Origin of the sequence: Burkholderia sp. AU44665 (assembly GCF_030504405.1) — a bacterium.
GTDB classification, from domain to species: Bacteria; Pseudomonadota; Gammaproteobacteria; order Burkholderiales; family Burkholderiaceae; genus Burkholderia; species Burkholderia semiarida.
In genome coordinates this window covers 1-22,175 of the sequence record NZ_JAUJRI010000015.1, presented here as the reverse complement: position 1 = coordinate 22,175, position 22,175 = coordinate 1, and the positions used below count along the sequence as shown (strand labels likewise).

The window sequence follows — 22,175 nt, the reverse complement described above, 5'->3', positions numbered from 1 at the left end:
GCCAGTCACTGCCCGATGCCCGTGAGCCCGATCAACGCGCCGCCCGCGAGCAGCCACAGCGGATGAATGCGCGTGCGCCACGCCAGCACCGCGCATGCGGCCGTGATGCCCCACTGGATCGCGGTGCGGTTCGACGCATCGGAAATCAGCACCGCGCTTGCCGCGACGAGCCCGACCGTCACCGGCATCATCCCCTGCTGCACGTAGCGGCGCCACGGCCGGTCGCGAAAGCGCTCCCACGCATGCAGCGCGAGCACGGTGACGATCGACGACGGCCCGAACTTCGCGAGCGACGCGACCAGCAGCCCGGCCCAGCCGGCCACGTGCCAGCCGACCAGCGACACGATCATCATGTTCGGCCCCGGCGCCGCCTGGGCCAGCGCGAACAGTGCGGTGAACTCGTGCGCGCTCATCCAGTGATGCACGTCGACGACCTGCCGCTGCATCTCCGGCAGGATCGTGTTGCCGCCGCCGAACGCGAGCAGCGACAACTGGCTGAAGATCGTCGCGATGGCGATCAGCGTGTCGCTCATGGCCGGCGCTCCTGTTGCCCGTGGGGCGAATCGTGCGAATCGTGCGTGCCCCGCTCGGCAGCCGGCGCCGGCCGCGGCGTGCCGGCCGCGCGGCGGCGCGACGCGAGCCAGATGCTGACGGGCGTCAGCACCAGCATCGTGGTCAGGAGCGGCATGCGCAGCACCGCGATCGCCACGAACGCGAGCACCGCGATCGCGGCCGCCGCGCGCGGCGCCTGAAGCAGCGGCTTCGCGACCTTCACGGCCATCGCGACGAGCAGGCCGGCCGCCGCGGCCGCGAGTCCCGCGAATAGGTGCTGCACGCGCGGATCGTTCTGCGTCTTCGCGTACAGCACGCCGAGCGCGACGACGACGAGCGTCGGGCCGGCGATCAGCCCGAGAATGCCGGCGAACGCGCCGGCCACGCCGCGAAAGCGCATGCCGACGGCGACCGACAGGTTGATCACGTTGCCGCCCGGCAGGAACTGGCAGAGGCCGAGCAGATCGGTGAATTCGTCGGCGGAGAGCCACTTGCGCTCGTCGACGATCGTGCGCCGCGCGAACGGCAACGCGCCGCCGAACGACATCAGGCCGAGCGACAGGAAACCGGTGAACAACTCGGCGAGACCGACGCTGCGGGGGGACGCGGCAGGCGGCGGCGAGGCCGGCGGGAAGGCGGATTGCATGGGGCTCCTCATCAAGCGGTGAACCGAGGTTACCGCCGTTCGGGATGCCGTCAAAACGATTTTATCGGCGCGTCCTTGTGATCTAGAATCACAAGCATGGCACGCGATCTCCCACCCTTTTCCGCGCTTCGGGCCTTTGAAGCCGCGGCACGACATGAAAGCTTCAGCGCCGCGGGCGACGAACTGCATGTGACCCACGGTGCCATCAGCCGGCAGATCGCCGGGTTCGAGGCATGGCTCGGCAAGCCGGTGTTCCATCGCCACGGCAAGCGCGTGAAGCTCACCGACGAAGGCCGCCGCTACCTGGACACCGTGCGCGCGGCGTTCGACAGCATCGCGCACGCGACCGAACAGTTGCGCAGCACCGGCGCGGCGCGCGTGCTGCGCATCAATGCGCTGCCGACCTTCGCGATGAAATGGCTGCTGCCGCGCCTGTCGCGGTTCCAGCGCGACGTGCCGAACGTCGAGCTGAAGCTGTCGACGTCGAACGCGCCGCTCGACACGCTGAACGGCTTCGACGTCGCGATCCGCCGCGGCCCCGGCCACTGGCCGAATTGCACGAGCGGCCACTTCCTCGACGAAAGCGTGATCCCGGTGTGCAGCCCCGCGCTGCTCAAGCGCGTGCCGATTACCCGCGCGGACGATCTCGCGCGGCACGTGCTGCTGCATTCGGATACGCGGCCGGAAGGCTGGCGCGACTGGTTCGCGGCGGCCGGCGTGACGATGAAGGGGCGCAAGCGGCAGTCGTTCGACCACTTCTACCTGGCGCTGCAGGCGGCCGTCGACGGGCTCGGCGTCGCGCTCGGCCCGTTGCCGCTGATCGACGACGAGCTCGCGAGCGGGCGCCTCGTGATGCCGCTGCCCGGCCCGCGCATCGCGACGCGCAGCTACTGGTGGATCGCGCCGGGCGCGCCGGCCGACGATCCGCTCGTCGCGCAGTTCTGTGCGTGGCTCGCCGCGCAGTCGAATGTGAACGCATGATGCGCGGTGCCGCCGACACCTGACCGAAACGGCCGCGCGCACGTTGCACGAATGAAACCGATCGGCCTGCGGCGCGTGCGATTCCCCAGCGGAATCGCTGCCGCGTGCGCCGTGAGCCGCCCCCGTCATCCCGCCATCGCCCGCCCGCCGGGCCCGCCGCCGGCCAGCCCGCGCCGCTGCGTGTTGCACGACTGAAACATTTGCGCACGCGCACCGTCGCCGACGGCCCCACGCAGTCCTCCCTGCCCCTGTTTGCGCGGCTCTGCGCGCGTTGGCCCGTTGCTTGCTGATGCAGCGGTGCAGACAACGACACTGCACGGGCCGGCGGCTCGATGCAGGCGACGAACAATCATCAAGCGGGTCGGGGAAATCATGTCGAATCTCATATCGGCCGTCACACGGCTGCTGTCCTGCATCACTGCTCCTGTCACGCATCCGCTGATGCCGGCGGCGCGGCTTCGCACCGTCGCCGTCCGATGCGCGCACACGGCCCACACCGTTACCCGAAGTCACGACGCGCCGATCCGATAGGCGAATCCCTGAAATCCCTCGCCGCGCGCATGCGCGCCGCGCCGAGTCGTGCCGCTCGCCAGGGCGGCGCCGCCCGCGTGCCGACGCGCACGCGAGCGGCAACGGCCACGGCTCGCGCGGTACGCGCTGCAGCAGCGGCCGGCTGCCCGGCCGCGCGCCCGATTCCGCACGACGACACAAAGGAGGTGCCCTCCCAGCAAGCGACCCGATTCCGACACGACCAGAAGACGCATCGCGCGCTGACGATCGAGATCCCGTCCCGAACGGCTCGACGCACCGGCCGCACATTCCAGCTCTCAAGGGAGAACTGCATCATGAAGCACTCCGTACTGACCCACGCGGCGCTTGCCGCATCGCTCGCCTGCACGGCCCTCTCGGCATCGGCCGGACAGACCACCACGACGTTCGGCGTATCCGCCACCGTCAACGCAACGTGCCTGATCGACTCGGCCGGCGCGCTGACTTTCCCCGCCTACACACCGGGAACCGGCGATCAATCGGCGCAGTCCGCGATCACGGTCCGCTGCACGAACGGGACGAACTTCAACATCGGCCTGAATGCGGGCACGACGTCCGGCGCCACGGTCGCCAACCGCATCATGACGAGCGGCTCGAACCAGCTCAACTACTCGCTGTACCAGGATTCGAACCGCACGGTCGTGTGGGGCAACACGCCGCCGAGCGATACCGTCAACGGCACCGGCCAGGGGATGGCGATGGCGCAGGCGATCACCAAGACCGTGTACGGCAAGGTGCCGGACCAGCCCAATGCGGTGCCGGGCAGCTATGCGGACACGGTGACGGTCACCGTCACGTTTTAGTGCCGCGCGGAGGGCGTGCGGCAGCGCAGATGCGCGCCCTCCCGACCGGCAGACGTCGAACATCCAGCAGCGCCCCCCTGGAGGTGGATCCGTGATGAAACCGAACGTGTACAAACTCGCGACCTGGCTCGCGGCCGTGACGCTCGCCGCCGCCTCCGCCGACAGTCGGGCCACCGACTTCACCGTGTCGCCCGTGCGCGTCGAGCTGTCGGCCGCGCAACGCAGCGTCGCGCTGACGGTGCGCAACGAATCGCCCGACCAGCCCGTGATCGTCCAGCTACGCACCGTTGCGTGGTCGCAGAACGCGGGCGACGACGTCTATGCGTCGACCGGCGACCTGATCGCCGCGCCGCCGATCTTCACGATCGCGCCCGGCAGTGCGCAGGTCGTGCGCGTGGGCCTGCGGCATCCGCCCGCCGCTGACCGCGAAACCAGCTACCGGCTGTATCTGCAGGAGATTCCGCCCGCGCCGAAGCCCGGTTTCACCGGCGTGCAGATCGCGCTGGAAATGAGCCTGCCGATCTTCGTGAAGCCGGCCGTCGACACCGCCCCGCGGCTGCGCTGGAGCGCGGAGCCGCGCCCGGGCGGCTCGGGCACGCTCGCGTTGCGTGTGACCAACGACGGCACCGCGCATGCGCAGGTGGCGAACCTCGCGCTGCTCGCGCCGGGCAGCGATCGCCCCGTCGCCACGCATGCGGAATTCGCGTACGTGCTGCCCGGCCAGTCGCGCGAACTGACGTTCAAGCCCGGTGCCGGAACCGCGCCGGCCGTTGCCTCCGGCATGCACCTGATCGGCTACTCCGATGCGGGCGACATCGATACGACGCTCGCGCCGAACGCGCGCTGACGCGGCGCTGCTGATCGCGATTCTCATGAGCGCGCAGACCCCACACGCACAAGAGCGTCTCGTCGCGGCACCGGCCGCCGCGGCCGCGCAGGCGTCGCATGGCGCGGCGGGCGGCCCGGCCGAGCTGCTGTACCAGGTCGACATCAACCGCCAGGGCCTCGACGAAACCGCGTTGCTGATCAAGGCGGCCGACGGCGCGTTCTACGTGTCGGCCGACGACCTGAAGCGCTGGCGGCTCAGGCGGCCGGAGGTCGCGCCGCTGGCCGGCAACGACACGCCGTACTACCCGCTGAACGCGATCGCGGGCCTCACGTACACCGTCGACGAGCAGAATCTGACGATGGCGATCAGCGCTCCGGCCCAGGCATTCGTCGGCGCGACCTTCGACGAGACCGAGCGGCACCGCGCGTCGGCCGTCGAGCCGGGCATCGGCGGCTTCTTCAACTACGACCTGCTTGCCGAACAGGCCGCGGGCCAGACGCACGGCTCCGGGCTGTTCGAGCTTGGCTTCTTCAACCGCTTCGGCGTGGGCGTCGGCACGTTTCTCGCGGACGAAGCGGGCCCGACGCGGCGCCTCACGCGCCTCGAAACCACGTGGACGACCGATCGGCCCGGCCATCTCGCGAGCCTGCGCATCGGCGACGCGATCAGCCGCGCGGGCATGTGGGGCCGCGCGGTCCGCTTCGGCGGCATCCAGTACGCGACCAATTTCGCGACGCAGCCGGGGCTCGTCACGATCCCGCTGCAGGGCGTGAGCGGGCAGGCCGTGCTGCCTTCGACGGTCGACGTCTACGTCAACAACGCGCTGACGTCGACGCGCGAGGTCGCCCCCGGCCCGTTCGCGATCAACAACGTGCCGGTGGTGACCGGCCAGGGCGACGTGCGGGTCGTGGTGCGCGACGTGATGGGGCGCGAACAGGTGATCACGCAATCGTTCTACGCAAGCGCGAATCTGCTGAAGCGGGGGATGCAGGATTTCTCGTACGAGATCGGCAAGGAGCGGCGCGATTTCGGCCTCGCGAGCAACGACTACGGGCGCTGGTTCGCCAGCGCGACGCACCGGATCGGCATGACCGACCGGTTCACCGGCGAGATCCACGCGGAAGCCCAAGCGTCGCGGCAAAACGTCGGCGTCGGCGGCGTGGTGCTGGCCGGGCCGCTCGGCGTCCTCAACGCGGCGGCGGCGGCGAGCCGCAGCGCCGATGGCGCGGGCGCGCTGGCGACGATCGGCGCCGAGAGCCAGGCCGGCCTCGTGGAGATCGGCGCGCACGCGCAATGGGCGACCCCGCATTTCGCGCAGATCGGGCTCGAGCCGGGCAGGCTCGCGCCGAAGCTGCTGACGAGCGTCAACGTCGGCCTCGGGATGGGCCGCTTCGGCTCGCTCGGGCTCGCGCACGTGTTCCTCGACGATCGCGACGGCTACAAGACCCAGTTGCTGTCGCTCAGCTACAGCGCGCAGCTCGGTCGCTTCGGCTTCGCCAACGTCAGCGTCAGCAAGCCGCTGAGCGGCGCTGGCGCGACGATCGTCGGCGTCGCGTGGACGATTCCGGTCGACAACCGCACGAGCGCATCCGTCACGATGACGCACCAGCAGGGCCGCACCGAAATGCTCGCGCAACTGCAGCGCAGCCTGCCGGTCGGCGAAGGTTTCGGCTACGCGCTGCAGGCCGGCAACGACACGCAGGACGCGAGCGCGACGCTGCAGACGCGCACCGGCACCTACAGCGTCGAGGCGGCGGCGTATCGCGGCCGCGCCGGCGTGCGCGCCAACGTCGCGGGCGGCGTCGCGTTCGTCGACGGCACCGCGCGCCTGTCGCGGCAGATCACCGACAGCTTCGCGCTGGTCAAGGTGCCCGGCTTCGCCAACGTCGGCATCCTCGCGGACAACCAGCTCGTCGCGCACACGGACGCGAGCGGCGTCGCGCTGCTGCCGCGGCTGCGCGCGTATGAAAACAACCCGATTTCGATCGAGCAGGCCGACCTGCCGTTCGACGCGACGATCGGCACGCTGAAGCTCGACGCGGTGCCCTACTTCCGCAGCGGCATGGCGCTCGTGTTCCCGATCACGCGCTCGCGCGGCGCGATGCTCACGCTCGATCTCGCGGACGGCGCGCACCTGCCGGCCGGCGCGATCGTCACGATCGACGGGCAGAAGGACGCGTTTCCAGTCGGCCGCGACGGCGTCGTGTACGTCACCGGACTGTCGGAGCAGAACCGCCTGCATGCGGCGTGGCGCGACCGGCAGTGCGACGTGACCGTGCGCTTTCCCGCCGGTGACGATCCGCTGCCGGACCTCGGCACCCATCTTTGCAAGGGAGTCACACCATGAGACATCGCAAGCATGCCGGGCGGCCGGTCCGGCTCCCGCGCGTTCGCGCGACGGCCGCGACCTCCGCGGCGTCCGCCGCGTTCGCGTTGTTCGCCGCCGGCGCCGCGCTGATGGCCGCGCCGGCCGCGCGCGCGGCGACGACGTGCACGATGACGGCACCGTCGTCGATGGTGTTCGGCACGTACGACACCATCAACGCGGCGACGTCGGCCGTCACCGTCTCGGTGAACTGCACCGGCAGCGGCAACGCGACGCCGACGGTCACGGCGAGCGCGGGCGGCGGCACGTTCGCGAACCGGCTGATGACGCGCACCGGCGACACGCAGACGCTCGGCTACAACCTGTATCTCGACAGCGCGCACACGTCGGTCTGGGGAGACGGCACGAGCGGCACGTCGACGATTTCATGGGGCAAGATCACGGGCGCCGGCGCATTCAGCGCGACCGTGTACGGGCTGATCCGCGGCGGCCAGAACGCCGTGCCGGGCAGCTACGCGGACCACAACATCACGATCCTGTTCAACTACTAGGCGAGCCAACGGCGCGTGCGTCGCGCATGCCGCCATCGACCACCATCACGGACTCGGACAACGGGGGCAGACATGAATCGAACCCAGACAGCGAGCGCCGCCGCAGCGCGGCGCGCCCGCGGACGGACCGGTGCGGCGCCACTCGGGGCGCCACTCGCGCCACGCGGTGCGGGCCGCGCGCGCGGGCTGCTGGCCGCACTGGCCGCGCTCTCGATCGCGCTCGTCGGCGCGGCGCCCGGCCCGAGCGCCGCGAAGCAGGCCAGCCGCCCGGTGCAGGTCGGGGCAACGGTCCAGGCGTATGCGCGGCTGAACGCGACCCATCCGGCGAAGCTCGTGATCGCGAACAAGGACACGAGCATCGGCTACCTGGCCGTGCCGAACGCGAACAACCCGTCGGGGACGACCCTCGCGGTCCAGACCAACGACCGGGCCGGTTATACGGTGCGCGTACAGGTTGCCGCCGCGAGCCTGTCGCAGTTCAGTTCGATCGAGATCAGCGGCTTCGGCGGCAAGGTGGTGCTGCCGGGAACGGGCGGCACGATCAACGTGCCGTATACGGCGCTGAACACGACGTTCACGCTGACCTATCGGTTCGTGTTCGCGCCGAAGGCGAAGGACGGGACCTTTGCGTGGCCGCTCACGTTTTCGGTGCAGCCGAATCCGTGACGGCCGATGCGCCGGCCTCCCCCGCGCCTCACACCACCGGCCCCGGCTCCTTCTCCTTGCGCAGGATCGCGTACAGGATGATCGCGCCGAACGTCGCGGTGCCGATCCCGCCGAGCCCGAAGCCGCCGATCTTCAGCGAGAAGTCGCCGGCGCCGAGCACCAGCGTGACGGCCGCGACGATCAGGTTGCGGTTGTCGGAGAAGTCGACCTTGTTGACGACCCAGATCCGCGCGCCCGTCACCGCGATCAGCCCGAACACCACGATCGACACGCCGCCGAGCACGGGGCCCGGGATCGTCTGGATCACCGCGCCGAACTTCGGCGAGAAGCCGAGCCCGATCGCGATCAGCGCGGCGACCGCGAACACCAGCGTCGAATAGATCCGCGTGACGGCCATCACGCCGATGTTCTCCGCGTAGGTGGTCACGCCCGTGCCGCCGACGCTGCCCGACACGATCGTCGCGAGCCCGTCGCCGATGAACGCGCGGCCGACGTAGCGGTCGAGGTTGGTGCCCGTCATCGCGCTGACGGCCTTGATGTGGCCGAGGTTCTCCGCGACCAGGATCACCGCGATCGGCGCGAGCATCAGCATCGCGTGCGGATCGAACACCGGCGCGCGAAAGCCCGGCACGCCGAACCACGCGGCATGCGCGACGATCGCGAAATCGATCGGCTTGCCGAGGCCCATCCCGTTGGTCGCGATCGCGTAGATCACGTAGGCGATCACGAGCCCGACGAGGATCAGCAGGCGCTGCACCGTCCCGCGCGCGAACACCGCGACGCCGCCGACGCACAGCACCGTGACGAGCGCCATCACCGAGTCGAAGGTCGCGCCCGACACGCCCTTGACCGCGATCGGCGCGAGGTTCAGCCCGATCACCGCGACCACCGCGCCGGTCACGACGGGCGGCATCAGCGTCTCGATCCAGCGCGTGCCGATCGCCTGCACGAGCGCGCCGAGCGCGACGTACACGACGCCGCACGCGACGATCCCGCCGAGCGCGACCGGAATGTTCGGGTTCGGGCCGCTGCCGCCGTAGCCCGTCACCGCGATCACGAGGCCGATGAACGCGAAGCTCGAGCCGAGGTAGCTCGGCACGCGCCCGCCGACCAGCACGAAGAACAGCAGCGTGCCGATGCCCGACATGAAGATGCACAGGTTCGGGTCGAAGCCCATCAGCAGCGGCGCGAGTACGGTCGAACCGAACATCGCGACGACGTGCTGCACGCCCATCGCGACCATCTGCGGCCACGCGAGACGTTCGTCGGGGCCGACCACGCGCGAGGCCGCGCCGGTCGGTTGGACCCGCCAGCGCGGGAAGTAGGAATCGGACATGGGGAAAGCGCTCCTGTCGGTCGTCGGTCGCCGGCTGCCAGGGATGCGCCGGTCTGGAATCTGGCGCGAGTTTACGGAGCGGAAATGGGGCTGGCAAGCGAACCGGCAGGCGGGGCCGGCAAGCGGAACGGCCAGGTGCCGGAGCGGCAGGTCGCGCCAGAGAACCGGTGCGCGGGCGCGCGGCCCGGTGAAGCGCCCGTCCGCGCCCGACGCGCGGGGCGGCGGCGCGCGCCGGCCGCGAAGCAAGCATGCGCTCACATCGCAGCCGGCGCCGCGTACGTCACGGATTGATGTACTGGAACAGCGACATGTTCTGCAACTGCACGTAGGCCTTCTGCGCGCCGGTCAGCGCGTTCTGCACCTGCAGGTACTGGCTGATCGTCGTCACCATGTTGGTGCTCGTCAGATCCGACAGGTTGCTGCTCGTCTGCAGCGCCGCGGACTGGTTGACGGCCTGCATCGCCTTGACTTCCTGCTCGCGGCCGCCGACCGACGCCTGGATCGTCGTGACGTTGCGCATCGTGTTGCCGAGCTTGGTCGAGCCCGTCATCAGCGCATTCGTCAGCGCGGCGCTCGCCACCGGGTTGCCGGTCACGGGCTTGTTCAGCGCCGAAATCATCGCGTCGAGTGTCGAGAATATGTCGGCGCCGCCGCTCGCCTGCGGCGCCGGGTCGACCGCGAACGTGTCGCCGACGGCCGGCGTGCCCGACACCGCCACCGTCATGCCGTTGCCGAGCGAGATCGCCGAGCCGGCCGAATAGGCCTGCGCCGGCGTGGTGCTCGGCGGGCTGACCGAGTTGTCGGTCACCGTGTAGGTCGGCGCGGCGGGCGTGCCGCCGAACGTGATCGCGAACTGATGGCCGTTCGTCGCGGCCGCCGGGTTCGTCACGGCCACCGTGCCGATCGTGGCGGTGCCCGCATTGGCGGCGCCCGCCGACGGCACGGGCGTGCTGCCGATCGCCGGCACCGACATGAAGACGGCCGCCCCCGTGTCGCTCTGCGACACGGTGCTCGAATCGGCGATCTGCACGTCGCGCGTGCCGGTGTCGCCGACATACGCCACGCTGCCGTTCGGCGCGGCCTTGAACGGCGGCGCGGAATTGTTCGTGCCGGCGAACAGGTAGGTGCCGGCGCCGTCGTTGGTGTTCGCGAGCGTCAGCAACTGGTCGCGGTAGCCCTGCAGCTGCGTCGCCAGCGCCGCCCGGTTGCTGTCGGACAGCGAGCCGTCGCCCGCCCGCACGAGCAGCGTCTGCGCGCTCGTGAGCACGCCGCTCACGTTCTGCAGCGCCTGGTCCTCGGCCTGCAGCGACGCGAGCGCCGTGGTCTGGTTGGTCGCGTACTGCGACAGCGTCGCCGACGTCATCGACAACTGCACGGCCTGCGCCGCGCCGACCGGATTGTCCGCCGCCGTCTGCAGGCTCACGCCGCTCGCGATCTGCTGGTACAGCTGCGCAAGCTGGGCCTGCTGGTCGTTCATCTGCGTGACGTTCAGCTGGAAATACTGGGCGCTGGAGATCCGCATCGTTTCTATCCTCTCGAATCCGGTCAGTTGAACAGGCCAAGGACGGTCTGGAACAGCGTCGCCGCCGTCTGAATCACCTTCGCGTTCGCCTGGTAAAGCTGCTGGTACTGCATCAGGTTGGCCGCTTCCTCGTTCTGGTTCACGCCCGACACCGACTGCTGTGCCTGCGTGATCTGACCGACCAGCGCGGTCTGCGCGGTGCTCGACGATTTGAGCTGCGTCGCCGTGTTGCCGATGCCGTTGACGTAGGTCGCGTACGCGCCCGTGAGGGTCGTCGTGCCGCCGCCGAGCGCCTTCGCATTGACGAGTTGCGACAGCGCCCGTGCGTTGGAGCCGTCGCTGGTGCCGCCGGCGTACGGCCCGATCGTGAACGAATCGCCGGTCGCCGGCGCGCCGGACAGCGACACGCTCACGCCGTTGAGTGCGCCCGCGGCCGTCCCCGACATTGTCATCGTCGCGCCGGACGCCGGGTCGTACGGGACGGTGTCCGTCGGATTCACGATGGTCACCGTCGTCGGCGGCGTCGTTCCGACCGTCACCGTCGTGCCGACCGGGAAGCCCGTCAGCGTCTTTGCCGTCGCGTCGAAGGTCAGCTTGGTCGTCGGCACCTGATAGCCCGAGGTCACGCCGCCCAGCGTGATCTTGCCCGTGCCCGTGTTGGTGCTCGCCGCCGACGTGACGGCCGGCGACGCGGCCGCGATCGCCGAGAAGCTCGTCGTCGCAAGGCCGAAGCCGTTCAGCGCGCCGCGCGTCGGCAGCACGGTGAACTTGTCGCCCGGCTGCATCTGCGTGCCGGTCGCGGCCGAGAAGTTCAGCCCGCCGAGCGAAACCGGCATCGGGCCCGCCTTCTGGTCGACCACCGCGCCGCTCGCGCGGTCGGTCAGCGTGTAATTCGCGCCGTCGAACGAGAGCGTATAGTCGCTCGTCGTCGGCCGCGACGCGTTCGCGAACGACACCGACAGCGACGCGTTGCCCGTATTCCCCTGGGTCGCGTACACGGTCGGCGACGGCACGGTGAACAGGTTGCCGCCCGGATTGCCCGACAGGTCGATGCCGAGCGCGTTCTGCGCGTTGACCTGCGCGGCGAAGCTGGTCGCGATCGCGCCGAGCTGCGCCTGCGCGGGGTCGAGCGTCTGGCTGCGGAATGCGAGCAGGCCGCCGAGCGTGCCGCCCGACAGCGACGAATCGGGCAACGCCTGGTTCGGCCCCTGCGGGTTCGCGCCGGCGATGCCCTGCGACACGACGGTCAGCTCGCTCGGGTCCGACGGCGACGAGACGGTCGCGAGCTGGTAGCTCTTGTCGGCGACGACGAGCGGCTGGCCGCCCGCGAGGAACAAGCTGTAGCCGCCCTCGTTGCGCACGACCTGGATGCCGGCGAGGCTCGACAGGTTCGACACGGCGAGGTCGCGCTGGTCCATCAGCTGGTTCGGCGGCTGGCCCTGGCTGCTCGCCGCCGAGATCTGCTGGTTCAGCTCGGCGATCTGAGCGGTGTACGTGTTGATCTGCGACACCGTGCTGGTGAGCTGGGTGTTCACGCTCTGGCGCAGCGCGTCGTACTGCTGGCCGGCCGCGTTGATCTGGTTGGCCAGCGTCTGCGCGTTGCTGATCGCGGTCTGCCGCACGGACGGGTCGGACGCGTTGTTCGCGACGTTCTGCAGACCGGTGAAGTAGCTCGTGATCGCGGTCGAGATGCCGGCCGTCGGGCTGCCGATGTAGTTGTTCAGCTGCGCGACGAGCGTGTACCAGGTCGACAGCGCGCTGCCCTGCGTCTGCGCGGTGTTCAACTGGTCGCTCAGGTACTGGCTGTACTGCCGCTGCACGGTGACGGTGTTCACGCCTTGCGGCATGTAGCCGCTGCCCGTGTACTGGCCGCTCGCTTCGGCATACACGGGCCGCTCGACCGAATAGCCGGGCGTCGCGGCGTTGCTGATGTTGTTGCCGGTCGTCGTGAGGCCCCAGAGCGCGGCATTCAGGCCGCTGACGCCGAGGTTCATGAGTGTGTTGGACATGCGCGATCCTGATGAGCCGGCCGCGCGTTGCGGCCGCCGGGTTGCGTGACTCCCGGTATAACGGCCGCGGATCGAAAAAATTGAGGAAAAAATGCACGCGCGGCGCACGAGCGTGCGTCGCCGTCGGAAGCGGCCGGCACGAGGCGCCGGCGGCGCTGCGCGGGCCGCCCGTGGGGGCCGCCCGCTGGGGCGCGTCAGGCCCGCGCGAGCGAGCGGCGCTTCATTTCGAGCTGCGTGATCAGCCGCTGCAGCGTGTTCTCCGCGCTGCCCGGCAGCGACATGTAGCGGAAGCCGAGCTGGTAGCGCCGCGCCCCGTTCGGCATCTGCGTCGAACGCTGCGACACGAGCTGCAGGTCGAGCGACAGCTTGCCGTGGCCCGTCAGCTCGAGCTCGACGTCCGGCAGCAGCGTGCCGACCTCGAGCGCCTCGACGCGCTCGTCGGCCGTACGCAGCCCCACGCCGCCGAGCGACAGGTTGTGCACCTCGAACAGGAAGCTTTCGCCGTCCGGCAGCTTGCCGCGGCACAGGAACGGATCGACGATCGGCGCGTCGACGCGGAAATATTCGCGGCGCTGGATGCAGACCAGCACGTCGGGGAAATCGGCGACGAACGCGGGCAGCCCCTCGTAGCGCGTCTCGCGCGGCGTGCCCGTGGTGAATTCGACGCGCACGCCCTCCGGCGCGGCCGCGAACGTGCAGTGCGACGCGCCCAGGATGCCGGCGTTCTGCTCGGACAGCGCGCCCCAGTCGAACGTGAACGTCCGCGCGCCGACGTCGACCTCGAGCAAACGCGTGACGAGCTGGCCGCCCGGGTACTGGACGGTCAGGAAATCGCCGCGATTCACCAGGTTGCGCAGCTGCACGCCGATTTCCAGCGGATTGCGGCGGGCATAGTCGGGCCCGGAGTGGCCTGCATCCAGGCTGGGGTCCGTCGACGTTTCGATATTCATGGCTAGCCGGTCTTTCTTGTCATGGGCGCCCGGGGCAACCGGTGCGCAATAAAACCGGGCCAGAACGGGGGCCCGGTCGCAGGTCTCTCACACTTAGCGGCAGTGCTGACCGAAAGTTTAGATCGAAACGGCCATTTATTTGTCGCAAACGTTGAAACCGCGCGCGGCAAGGTGCCGGGCGCGGTCCGAAGGGGCCAATCGGTGGCGGGCGGGCCGTCAGCCGATCTGCTGCATGATCGAGATCAGCTTCTTCGCGTAATTCGGGTCGGTCGCGTAGCCGGCCTTCTGCATCCCGTGCGCGAAGCCTTCGACGCTGCGGCTCGCGCTGAGCACGCCCGCGTAGCGCGGGTTGTTCTTCAGCAGGTTCGCGTAATCGGTCATCGCGTGCTCGTACGAGTCGTACGCGCGGAACTTCGCGACCACGCGGCGCGGCGTGCCGTTCACGTATTCGGTGGTCAGCGCCGACACGGTGCGGCCGGTCCAGCCCTTGTTCGCCTTGATGCCGAACACGTTGTAGCTGGTCGAGCCGTCCGTCGCGCGGATCTCGCGCTTGCCCCAGCCCGATTCGAGCGCGGCCTGGCCGACGATGAACCGCGCAGGGATGCCGGTCGTCGCGCTGGCCGCCTGCGCGGGGCCCGCGAGCCGGTCGACGAACGCGTCCGCGTCGCGCACGCCGCTCGCGCCCTTGAGCGGCGGCGTCAGCGCGCTGCCGGCCGAATAGCCGCGCGCGCCGGCAAGGCCGCCGTTGTTCGCCGCGTTCGCATAGGCCTTCGCCATCGCGTTCATCGCGGCGAGGCCGCCTTCGTTGCCGGCCGTGCCGAGGCCGCCCACGCCCATGCCGCCCATGCCGCCCGCGCCAACGTCCGCCGCGGCGCCGCCGGCGCCGACGCCCGCGTTGCGCAGCAACTGCTTCATCAGCGCGTCGGCCACGCCGATCCCGCGCGTCGACATCTGCTGCGCGAGCTGCTGGTCGAGCATCGACGTGTACATCTTCGACGTGTGCGAATCGAGCAAGCCGCCGTCGGGCGATGCGTCGCGCATGCTCTTGAGCATCATCTGCGTGAACATCGCGTCGAACTGGCCGGCGACGGCCTTCGCGCCGGCCTGCGGCGACTGCTTCGCCTGCGCGCGCAGCGCATCGAAACCCTGCACGTCGAGCGCGAAGCGCTGCGTGAGGTCGTTTGCGTTGGGGAGCGTGGCTGCCATTTAGATCACCTCCAGGTCGGCGCGCAGCGCGCCGGCCGCCTTCATCGCCTGCAGGATCGACATCAGGTCCGCGGGCGTCGCGCCGAGCGTGTTCAGCGCCTTCACGACGTCGGCGAGATTCGCGCCGGCCGTCACCATCTTCAGCGCGCCGTTGTCCTGCTTCAACTGGATCTGCGACTGCTGCGCGACCACCGTCTGCCCGTTCGAGAACGGCCCCGGCTGCGACACCACCGGCTGCGTGTTGACGACCACCGACAGGTTGCCGTGCGCGACCGCGCAGCTTTGCAGCGTGACCATCTGGTTCATCACGATCGAGCCGGTGCGCGCGTTCAGGATCACCTTGGCCGCGGCCTTGTCCGGGCTCACGTCGAGGTTCTGCAGCCGCGCCATGAACGCGACCTGCTGCGCGGAATCGGCCGGCGCCGCGAGCTGGATCGTGCGGCCGTCGAGCGCCGTCGCGGTGCCCGGGCCGAAGCTCGCGTTGACTGCGGACACGATGCGCTGCGCGGTGCCGTAGTCCATGTCGTTCAGTTGCAGTTGCAGCACGCCGTTCATCTGCGCGACCGCGTTCGGCACCGCGCGCTCGACGATCGCGCCGCCGACGATCCGGCCGGCCGCGAGCTGGTTCACCTGCACGCGGCTGCCGTTCGCGCTGGCGCCCGCGCCGCCGACCGCCATGTTGCCCTGCGCGAGCGCGTACACCTGGCCGTCCGCGCCTTTCAGCGGCGTGAGCAGCAGCGTGCCGCCGCGCAGGCTCTTCGCGTTGCCGAGCGACGACACGGTGACGTCGAGCGCCTCGCCGGGCCGCGCGAACGGCGGCAGCGTGGCCGTCACCATCACGGCCGCGACGTTCTTCAGCTGCATGTTGTTCAGCGACGACGGGCCGCCGTTGGCCGAACCGTTGTTGATCGAGATGCCGAGGTTCGCGAGCATGTTCGCGAGCGTCTGCGTCGTGAACGGCGTCTGCATCGTCTGGTCGCCCGTGCCGTCGAGGCCGACGACGAGGCCATAGCCGATCAGCGGGTTGTCGCGCACGCCCTGGATCTGCGCGAGATCCTTCAGGCGTTCCGCGTGCGCGGGCGCGGCGCCGAGCATGCACGCGGCAGCCACCGCCGCGAACGCGACGGCGAGCCGCGCGGCCGTGTGCGCGCGGGCCGACAGGCGGCTGAACAGGGTCGTTCGCATCGTCATCACCACGGCGCGATGTTGAGGAAGAAGCGCTGCAGCCAGCCCATCGTCTCGGCTTCGTTGATGTAGCCCTTCGACGAATATTCGATCTTCGCGTCGGCGACCTGCGTCGAATAGACGGAGTTCGCGCCCGAGATCGTGTTCGGGTTGACGACCCCCGAGAAGCGCACGAATTCGTTGCCCTGGTTGATCAGCATCTGCTTTTCGCCGCTCACCACGAGGTTGCCGTTCGGCAGCACGCCCGTGACGGTCACCGTGATCGTGCCGTTGAACGTGTTCGCCGCGCTCGCGCCGCCGGTGGCCGCGAACTTGTTCGCGCCGGCCGCCGACAGGTTCGCCTTCGCGAACAGCCCGCCGAGAAAGCCGGCCGTCGGCACGTTGAAATCGGTATTGCCCTGCCGGTTCGTGTTCGCCCCCGACGACTTGGTCGCGTTGATGTTCTCCGCGATCATGATCGTCAGGATGTCGCCGACGTTGCGCGGGCGCTGATCCTCGAACAGCGGCCGCCCCGCGAAGCCGGGGTTGTAGATCGAGCCGGGCGCCTGCATCGACATCGGCATCGGCGGCTGCGCCGTCATCGGCTGCTGGATGATCGGGTCGCGCGGAATCTGCGCGCAACCGGCGAGCGCCGCCACCGCGACCGCGCAGGCGGCGCGGACGGTGGCTGACGAGGGGAGGCGAACCTGCTTCATGGCGACGACGGGACTTCCGGTTAGCTCTTCATCTGCGTGACGGTCTGCAGCATCTGGTCGGACGTCGTCACGGCCTTGCTGTTGATCTCGTAGGCACGCTGCGTCTGGATCATGTTGACGAGTTCCTGCACGACGTTCACGTTCGACGCCTCGACGTAGCCCTGGTTGAGCACGCCCGCGCCGTTCAGCCCCGGCTGCGACACGTTCGGCGCGCCCGACGACGTCGTTTCCGCGAACAGGTTCTCGCCCTTCGCCTCGAGGCCGGCCGGGTTGATGAAGGTCGCGATCTGCAGCGAGCCGATCTGCACCGCGTTGCTCGAACCCGGCTGCGTGACCGACACGACGCCGTCCTTGCCGATCGTCAGCGACTGCGCGTTCTGCGGCACGGTGATCGCCGGCAGCACCTGGTAGCCGCTCGACGTGACGAGCTGGCCCTGCGCATTGGTCTGGAACGAGCCGTCGCGCGTGTACGCGTTGGTGCCGTCCGGCATCAGCACCTGGAAGAAGCCCGCGCCGTTGATCGCGACGTCCTTCGAGTTGCCGGTCTGCGTGAGGCCGCCCTGCGTGTACAGGCGCTCGGTCGCGACCTGCTGCACGCCGGTGCCGAGCTGCAGGCCCGACGGCAGCTCGGTCTGCTGCGTCGAGTTCGCGCCGGGCTGGCGGATGGTCTGGTACAGCAGATCCTCGAACACCGCGCGCGACGCCTTGAAGCCGTTCGTGCTGGTGTTCGCGAGGTTGTTCGAGATCACGTCCATCTGCGCCTGCTGCGCATTCATGCCGGTGGCGGCGATGTAGAGCGAACGGTTCATTTGAATCTTCTCCTGATAGCGAGGGCCGTGCCGCTCAGCTGAAATTGAGCAGCTGGTTCGCCGTCTGCTCGTTCTGGTCGGCCGTCTGGATCAGCTTCGACTGAAGCTGGAACGCGCGCGCGTTGTCGATCATCGCGACCATCGCGGTCACCGGGTTCACGTTGCTGCCTTCGAGCGAATTCGGCGTGACGACCACGTTCGGGTCGGCGTCGGCCGGATTGCCGTCGGCGGTGCGGAACAGCCCGTCGTTGCCGCGCGTGAGCGTGGCCGGGTCGGGATTGACGAGCTTCATCTGGTCGACGATCGCGACGGCGGTGGGCGGGTCGCCCGGCATCAGCGCGGACACCGTGCCGTCCTTGCCGATCGTCACTTCCGCGTTCGGCGGCACCGAGATCGGGCCGCCGTTGCCGATCACCGGCAGGTTGCTCGCGTTCACGAGCTGGCCGTTCTCGTCGACGTGCAGGTTGCCGGCGCGCGTGTACGCCTCGCCGCCGTCGGCCGTCTGCACCGACAGCCAGCCGGCACCCTGCACGGCCACGTCGAGCGGGTTGCCGGTGCGCGTGATCGGACCCGGCGCGTAATCGGCGCCGGGCGTGGACGCGAGCACGTAGGTGCGCGTCGTCGTCGGGTCGATGTTGCTGCCGTCGCCGAAATTCATCGGCACCGCGCGATACGTCGCGAGCTGCGCGCGAAAGCCCGTCGTCGACGCGTTCGCGAGGTTGTTCGCGACCACCGCCTGCTGGTCGAGCGACTGCGACGCGCCCGTCATCGCCGTATAGATCAGTCGGTCCATGGCTGCCGGTTATCCGCGCTTACAGGTTGATGAGCGTCTGGTCGACGGTCTGCTGCGTCTTGATCGTCTGCGCGTTCGCCTGGTAGTTGCGCTGCGCGGTGATCAGGTTGACGAGCTGCGCCGTCAGATCGACGTTCGAGTTCTCGAGCGCGCTGCCCTGCAGCGTGCCGTGGTTCGTGCTGCCCGGCGCCGACACCTGCGGCACGCCCGACGCCGACGATTCGGCGTACTGGTTGCCGCCGAGGTTCACCAGCCCGTTCGGGTTGTTGAAGTTCGCGATCGCGATCTGGCCCAGCACGGCGGTCTGGCCGTTCGAGTAGTTGCCGGTCAGCTTGCCGTCGGCGCCGATCGTGTAGGTCGTCAGCGTGCCGCTCGCGTAGCCGTCCTGCGCGAGGTTGTTCACGCCGTTCTTGCCGCCGTACTGCGTCGTGCCGGTCAGGTTGAGCGTCAGTTGTTGCGGCGTCGTGGAGCCGTCGGTGGTCGGCACCGTGAAGTCGAACTGGCCGAGCGACGTGGTCGGCGTGGTCGAGCCCGGCAGCGTCGTGCTCTTGATCGCGCCCGACGAATCGAAGGTGATCGTGCCGAGGTCGGTCGGGGTCGCGGCGCCCTGCACGTTCGCATACGCTTCCCACGTGCCGGCCGCCGACTTCACGAAGTACATGTTCACCGCTTGCGAGCCGCCGAGCGAGTCGTACACCTGGATCGACGTCGAATAGTTGTACGTCGTGTTGTCGTTCGGGTCGAACGGCGTCTTGGCCGGCACCTTGTCCTGCGAGTTCAGGTTGAACTGGCCGGTGATCTTGGTCGTCGCGGTCGGCGCGATGTTGCTGGTCGGCGCCTGCAGCGGCACGGTCTGCGCGGTGTTGATCACGCCGCCGCCGTTGGCCGCGTAGCCCATCAGGTTACGGCCCTGCGAGTCGACGATGAAGCCGTTCTTGTCGCGCTGGAACGTGCCGTCGCGCGAGTACGTCGTCACGCCGTTGTTCGACATCTGGAAGAAGCCGTTGCCGTTGATCGCGACGTCGAGCGACGAGTTCGTCGTGTTGATCGTGCCCTGCCCGAAGTTCTGCTGCACCGCGTTCAGCGACGTGCCGATGCCGATCTGCGTGTTGACCGACGTCGCGACCGAGTTCGCGTACATGTCGGCGAATTGCGCGGTGCTCGACTTGAAGCCGACCGTGTTCGCGTTCGCGATGTTGTTGCCGATCACGTCGAGCGCGTTCGATGCGCCGGCGAGGCCGCTCAGACCCTGTTGATAACCCATTTCGGTCTCCGTTAGGAAAAAGCTCGATCAATCAGTTGGTGGTGGTGTCGCCGGACGAGGACGACTTCGTGTTCGGGAAGATCGACGCAACCTGGGTGAGCCCCACCGTCGTGCCGTTCGACAGCACGAGCCCGGCGGTGCCGTCCGCCTGCTTGATCACGCTCTGCACCGTCGCGGCCGCGAGCACGGTCGGCGCATACGTCTTGCCGTCGCTGCCCGTGTACTGCGCGCTCACGGTGTAGGTGCCGTCGGGCAGCGCGTTGCCGGCCGCGTCCGTCGGCGTCCAGTTGAACGGCACGGTGCCGGCCGACTGCTTGCCCGCGTCGATCGTGTTGACGACGGCGCCCGTCTTGTCCTTCACGGTGATCGTCAGGTTCGACACGTCGTTCGCGAGCGACACGCCGAACGGCGACGCCGCGCCGCTCTTCACGCCGACGCTGTTGCCCGGCGCGAGCACGTTGGTGCCGATCAGCAGCGCGGCCTGCGTCTGCTGGCCGGCCGCGAGCTGCGACGACAGCGACGTGAGCGACGTGTTCAACTGCGCGATGCCGCTCACCGTGTTGATCTGCGCGAGCTGCGACGTCATCTGCGAACTGTCGACGGGGCTCGTCGGATCCTGGTTCTGCAACTGCGTGACGAGCAGCTTCAGGAACGTCGCCTGCAGGTCGCTCGCCGACGTGCCGTTGGTCGACGACACTTTGTTGGTGTTCATCGTGTCGGTCGGCAGCGTCGACACGTTGGTGCCGTTGCTGCCGATCGTCGTGTTGGAGGAAGTCATCCTGGGTGGCCTTCTGTCGGAACTGTCGGTGTCGGGTCGGTCGGGTCGGCGGCGCGCGGCTTACGAGCCGATCGTCAGCGTCTTGAGCATCAGCGTCTTCGCGGTGTTCAGCGTCTCGACGTTGGCCTGGTACGAGCGCGACGCCGAGATCATGTTCACCATCTCCTGCACCGGATCGACGTTCGGCATCTGCACGTAGCCGTTCGCGTCGGCGGCCGGGTTCGCCGGGTCGTAGGTCGATTTCATCGGCGACGGGTCGTCCATCACCTTCGTCACGCGCACGCCGCCCACGCCCTGGCCGGACGCGGTGCGCGCGCCGCCCATCGGGTCGGTCGCGAACACGACCTGCTTGGCCTTGTACGGCTTGCCGTCGGGGCCGGTCGCGCTGTCGGCGTTCGCGAGGTTCGACGCGGTCACGTTCAGGCGCTGCGATTGCGCGGACAGCGCCGAACCGGCGACGCCGAAGATGTTCATCAACGAAGGCATGGAGGCTCCTTGTGCTTGGGTCCGGGTCCGGATTCGGAAGCGGCGCTTACGAGTTCGTCGAGATCGCGGCGATCATCGCCTTGATCTGCTGGGTCATCACGGTCATCCCGGTTTCGTAGTGCAGCGCGTTGTTCGCGAACTGCACGCGCTCGACGTCGAGATCGACCGTGTTGCCGTCGAGCGACGGCTGCAGCGGCATCCGGTATTGCGCGCGGCCGTAGTCGTCCGACGGGCCGCCGGTCGGGATCAGCTTCGCGGTGCCGGCCATGTGGCCCGGCGCCGTCGACACCATCGACATGCCGCTCGTCACGCCGGCCGGCTGCGCCATCGGCAGTGGCGCGGCGTTGCTCGGCGCGAGCCCGCCGCCCGTCTGCTTCAGCGAGCGCGCGAGCGTCGACGCGAAATCGACGTCGCGGGCCTGGTAGCCGGGCGTGTCGGCGTTCGCGATGTTCGACGACAGCAGTTCCTGCCGGTAGGCGCGCACGTCGAGCGCCTGTCGGCCGAACGCGAATTCCGCATCGAGTTTGTCCAGCATGTGTGCGTCTCTCCGTATGAAGCGCTGCACGCCCCTCGCGCCGGATGGCGGCCCGAGCGGCTTTTTTCCATGACAGCGATGGTAGGCGCGGCACGCAACCGGCAATCGGGCGAATAACGCGGCAAAGGCCCCCTCTATTCATCGTTTGCGCGACGCCCGCGCTCCCTAGAATGCGAAGCGGATCAACGGATCGAGGACACGGCGATGACGGGCGGCGCACTTCGCGACAGGAACGGGCGGCTCACGCACGTCCGGCGTGCATTCGCGCTCGCCGCGGCGCTGTGGATCGCCGCGCCCGCCGTGCACGCGGACGACGGGATGATCGTGATTCCCGGACGCGGCGAGACGGCCGAAACCGCGCTCGCGCACGCCAACGCGGTGAGCGGCGGGCAGTTCGGCGCGAATGCGGGCGCCGCTTCCGCTTCGGGCGCGCAGCGCGCGGCCGGCGGAGCGAGCGCTGCGACCGGCGCCGGCTACGCGGCGCAACCGGCCGGCCAGATGGTCGTGACGAGCGTGCCGCCGCCGGCCGCCGCGCCGGCTCCCGCGCCGGTCCCCGTCTACGCAGCCCGCGCGAACGCCGGGTACGGCGCGTCGCCGCGTGCGGCGGACCCGGCCGCCATCGCGACGGTCGTCGCCGGCACGGCCGAGCCGGCATCGAATGCCGCGCGGCCGGCGCCGCCACCGGCAGCATCGGCCCGCCTCTG

Annotated in this window: 21 protein-coding genes and 1 pseudogene; 7 read left to right on the top strand and 15 right to left on the bottom strand. The window is 69.4% G+C overall.

The genetic code is table 11. The features are described from left to right. Nucleotides 1–5 precede the first annotated feature (5 nt). Nucleotides 6–533 (bottom strand): chromate transporter, encoded by a 528-nt coding sequence (locus QZM15_RS24820; RefSeq protein ID WP_059583880.1) that lies wholly within the window; start codon nucleotides 531–533, stop codon nucleotides 6–8. After that, nucleotides 530–1,198, bottom strand: a complete 669-nt coding sequence (locus QZM15_RS24815) for a chromate transporter (protein WP_302107447.1) — start codon at nucleotides 1,196–1,198, stop codon at nucleotides 530–532. The genes QZM15_RS24820 and QZM15_RS24815 overlap by 4 nt, the downstream gene beginning before the upstream one ends. A 96-nt stretch (nucleotides 1,199–1,294) precedes the next feature. Here QZM15_RS24815 and QZM15_RS24810 point away from each other — a divergent pair, with 96 nt between their 5' ends. The 6 genes from QZM15_RS24810 (at nucleotide 1,295) to QZM15_RS24785 (ending at nucleotide 7,903) form a co-directional block, all read left to right on the top strand. Next, nucleotides 1,295–2,179: a transcriptional regulator GcvA gene (locus QZM15_RS24810; protein ID WP_302107446.1), complete on the top strand. Its 885-nt coding sequence runs from the start codon at nucleotides 1,295–1,297 to the stop codon at nucleotides 2,177–2,179. An 845-nt stretch (nucleotides 2,180–3,024) separates the two neighbouring features. Continuing rightward, nucleotides 3,025–3,531 (top strand): spore coat U domain-containing protein, encoded by a 507-nt coding sequence (locus QZM15_RS24805; RefSeq protein WP_059583886.1) that lies wholly within the window; start codon nucleotides 3,025–3,027, stop codon nucleotides 3,529–3,531. Nucleotides 3,532–3,625: 94 nt separating this feature from the next. Beyond that, a complete protein-coding gene (locus QZM15_RS24800) occupies nucleotides 3,626–4,378 on the top strand; it encodes a molecular chaperone (protein ID WP_059583888.1) in 753 nt (250 codons plus the stop codon). A 25-nt stretch (nucleotides 4,379–4,403) separates the two neighbouring features. Then, on the top strand, nucleotides 4,404–6,707 hold the full coding sequence (locus tag QZM15_RS24795) for a fimbria/pilus outer membrane usher protein (RefSeq protein WP_302107445.1): 2,304 nt from the start codon (nucleotides 4,404–4,406) through the stop codon (nucleotides 6,705–6,707). Continuing rightward, nucleotides 6,704–7,237, top strand: a complete 534-nt coding sequence (locus QZM15_RS24790) for a spore coat U domain-containing protein (RefSeq protein WP_226225879.1) — start codon at nucleotides 6,704–6,706, stop codon at nucleotides 7,235–7,237. Before QZM15_RS24795 ends, QZM15_RS24790 begins: the two co-directional genes overlap by 4 nt. Nucleotides 7,238–7,309: 72 nt before the next feature. Continuing rightward, a complete protein-coding gene (locus tag QZM15_RS24785; protein WP_081103822.1) occupies nucleotides 7,310–7,903 on the top strand; it encodes a hypothetical protein in 594 nt (197 codons plus the stop codon). A 28-nt stretch (nucleotides 7,904–7,931) separates the two neighbouring features. Here the strand turns inward: QZM15_RS24785 and QZM15_RS24780 are convergent, their stop codons facing one another. From QZM15_RS24780 to flgB, 13 genes are all read right to left on the bottom strand, one after another. Further along, nucleotides 7,932–9,239 carry a solute carrier family 23 protein gene (locus QZM15_RS24780; RefSeq protein WP_302107444.1) on the bottom strand — a complete coding sequence of 436 codons (1,308 nt, stop codon included), beginning with the start codon at nucleotides 9,237–9,239 and terminating at the stop codon, nucleotides 7,932–7,934. A gap of 280 nt (nucleotides 9,240–9,519) precedes the next feature. Continuing rightward, nucleotides 9,520–10,761 carry a flagellar hook-associated protein FlgL gene (gene flgL / locus QZM15_RS24775; RefSeq protein ID WP_059583893.1) on the bottom strand — a complete coding sequence of 414 codons (1,242 nt, stop codon included), beginning with the start codon at nucleotides 10,759–10,761 and terminating at the stop codon, nucleotides 9,520–9,522. 23 nt (nucleotides 10,762–10,784) lie between these two features. Beyond that, nucleotides 10,785–12,770: a flagellar hook-associated protein FlgK gene (gene flgK, locus QZM15_RS24770; RefSeq protein WP_302107443.1), complete on the bottom strand. Its 1,986-nt coding sequence runs from the start codon at nucleotides 12,768–12,770 to the stop codon at nucleotides 10,785–10,787. 194 nt (nucleotides 12,771–12,964) lie between these two features. Next, entirely contained in the window at nucleotides 12,965–13,720 is a 756-nt protein-coding gene (locus tag QZM15_RS24765; protein ID WP_059583897.1) for a flagellar brake protein, read from the bottom strand. Between the two features lie 216 nt (nucleotides 13,721–13,936). After that, nucleotides 13,937–14,926 (bottom strand): flagellar assembly peptidoglycan hydrolase FlgJ, encoded by a 990-nt coding sequence (gene flgJ, locus QZM15_RS24760; RefSeq protein ID WP_059642431.1) that lies wholly within the window; start codon nucleotides 14,924–14,926, stop codon nucleotides 13,937–13,939. Then, entirely contained in the window at nucleotides 14,927–16,111 is a 1,185-nt protein-coding gene (locus QZM15_RS24755; protein ID WP_099316978.1) for a flagellar basal body P-ring protein FlgI, read from the bottom strand. Nucleotides 16,112–16,116: 5 nt separating this feature from the next. Further along, nucleotides 16,117–16,806 carry a flagellar basal body L-ring protein FlgH gene (gene flgH / locus QZM15_RS24750; RefSeq protein ID WP_059642434.1) on the bottom strand — a complete coding sequence of 230 codons (690 nt, stop codon included), beginning with the start codon at nucleotides 16,804–16,806 and terminating at the stop codon, nucleotides 16,117–16,119. Between the two features lie 20 nt (nucleotides 16,807–16,826). Beyond that, nucleotides 16,827–17,615, bottom strand: coding sequence for a flagellar basal-body rod protein FlgG (flgG, locus tag QZM15_RS24745; protein WP_006485706.1), 789 nt, complete (start codon nucleotides 17,613–17,615; stop codon nucleotides 16,827–16,829). A 34-nt stretch (nucleotides 17,616–17,649) separates the two neighbouring features. Continuing rightward, a complete protein-coding gene (gene flgF, locus QZM15_RS24740) occupies nucleotides 17,650–18,408 on the bottom strand; it encodes a flagellar basal-body rod protein FlgF (protein WP_059642437.1) in 759 nt (252 codons plus the stop codon). Nucleotides 18,409–18,427: 19 nt separating this feature from the next. Next, entirely contained in the window at nucleotides 18,428–19,672 is a 1,245-nt protein-coding gene (flgE, locus tag QZM15_RS24735; RefSeq protein ID WP_302107442.1) for a flagellar hook protein FlgE, read from the bottom strand. Nucleotides 19,673–19,703: 31 nt separating this feature from the next. After that, nucleotides 19,704–20,450: a flagellar hook assembly protein FlgD gene (gene flgD, locus QZM15_RS24730; protein ID WP_059583904.1), complete on the bottom strand. Its 747-nt coding sequence runs from the start codon at nucleotides 20,448–20,450 to the stop codon at nucleotides 19,704–19,706. Nucleotides 20,451–20,510: 60 nt separating this feature from the next. Next, on the bottom strand, nucleotides 20,511–20,936 hold the full coding sequence (gene flgC, locus QZM15_RS24725) for a flagellar basal body rod protein FlgC (protein WP_006485701.1): 426 nt from the start codon (nucleotides 20,934–20,936) through the stop codon (nucleotides 20,511–20,513). Between the two features lie 46 nt (nucleotides 20,937–20,982). Beyond that, nucleotides 20,983–21,471 carry a flagellar basal body rod protein FlgB gene (gene flgB, locus QZM15_RS24720; protein WP_059583906.1) on the bottom strand — a complete coding sequence of 163 codons (489 nt, stop codon included), beginning with the start codon at nucleotides 21,469–21,471 and terminating at the stop codon, nucleotides 20,983–20,985. Between the two features lie 204 nt (nucleotides 21,472–21,675). Here flgB and QZM15_RS24715 point away from each other — a divergent pair. Beyond that, nucleotides 21,676–22,175 (top strand): annotated as a pseudogene (locus QZM15_RS24715) (flagellar biosynthesis protein FlgA); the annotation flags it as partial.